The 1,668-nt window shown below is 28.8% G+C and carries 1 protein-coding gene; it reads left to right on the top strand.

The window, feature by feature from the left end; genetic code table 11:
* Nucleotides 1-1,668: beta strand repeat-containing protein (locus tag GBZ86_RS17450; RefSeq protein ID WP_170272295.1), on the top strand; the 1,668-nt coding region annotated here is incomplete at both ends.

The following is a 1,668-nucleotide window of genomic DNA, read 5'->3' as shown; positions in this document are numbered from 1 at the left end:
CTCAAAACAAAGCTGATGTTTCTTCTGTAGGTGACACTAATTCCTTAAGTACTTCTAATAAGGTTATTGTGGATGCTATTAATGAAGTTAAAAATAGTACTGATTACACTTTAGCTAACTTAAACATCACTACTTCTAGTGTAGCTGATTTAACTCAAAGTAAAGCTGATGTCTCTTCTGTGGGAGATACTAATTCTTTAAGTACTTCTAATAAAGTCATTGTAGATGCCATTAATGAAGTTAAATCCAACACTGATTTTACTTTAGCTAATTTAAACATTACTACTTCTAGTGTAGCTGATTTAACTGAAAACAAAGCTGATGTCTCTTCTGTAGGAGATACTAATTCTTTAAGTACTTCTAATAAAGTTATTGTGGATGCTATTAATGAGGTTAAAAATAATACTGATTTTACTTTAGCTAATTTAAATACTAATATTAATATCACTACTTCTAGTGTGGTTGATCTAACTCAAAACAAAGCTGATGTTTCTTCTGTAGGTGACACTAATTCCTTAAGTACTTCTAATAAGGTTATTGTGGATGCTATTAATGAAGTTAAAAATAGTACTGATTACACTTTAGCTAACTTAAACATCACTACTTCTAGTGTAGCTGATTTAACTCAAAATAAAGCTGATGTTTCTTCTGTGGGAGATACTAATTCTTTAAGTACTTCTAATAAAGTTATTGTGGATGCTATTAATGAAGTTAAATCCAACACTGATTTTACTTTAGCTAATTTAAACATTACTACTTCTAGTGTAGCTGATTTAACTCAAAATAAAGCTGATGTCTCTTCAGTGGGAGATACTAATTCCTTAAGTACTTCCAATAAAGTCATTGTAGATGCCATTAATGAAGTTAAATCCAACACTGATTTTACTTTAGCTAATTTAAACATTACTACTTCTAGTGTGGTTGATTTAACTCAAAGTAAAGCTGATATCTCTTCAGTGGGAGATACTAATTCCTTAAGTACTTCTAATAAAGTTATTGTGGATGCCATTAATGAAGTTAAAAATAATACTGATTTTACTTTAGCTAATTTAAATACTAATATTAATATCACTACTTCTAGTGTAGTTGATTTAACTCAAAATAAAGTTGATGTCTCTTCTGTGGGAGATACTAATTCCTTAAGTACTTCTAATAAGGTTATTGTGGATGCTATTAATGAAGTTAAGAATAATACTGATTTTACTTTAGCTAATTTAAATACTAATATTAATATCACTACTTCTAGTGTAGCTGATTTAACTCAAAATAAAGCTGATGTTTCCTCTGTGGGAGATACTAATTCTTTAAGTACTTCTAATAAAGTTATTGTGGATGCTATTAATGAAGTCAAATCTAATACTGATTTTACTTTAGCTAATTTAAACATTACTACTTCTAGTGTAGCTAACTTAACTCAAAATAAAGTTGATGTCTCTTCTGTAGGTGACACTAATTCCTTAAGTACTTCTAATAAAGTTATTGTGGATGCCATTAATGAAGTTAAATCCAACACTGATTTTACTTTAGCTAATTTAAACGTTACTACTTCTAGTGTAGCTGATTTAACTCAAAATAAAGCTGATGTTTCCTCTGTGGGAGATACTAATTCTTTAAGTACTTCTAATAAAGTTATTGTGGATGCTATTAATGAAGTCAAATCTAATACTG

The organism is Clostridium tarantellae (genome assembly GCF_009295725.1).
GTDB lineage: Bacteria > Bacillota > Clostridia > Clostridiales > Clostridiaceae > Sarcina > Sarcina tarantellae.
Note: the sequence above shows the minus strand (reverse complement) of the source record. Positions and strands in the feature narration are given on the sequence as shown.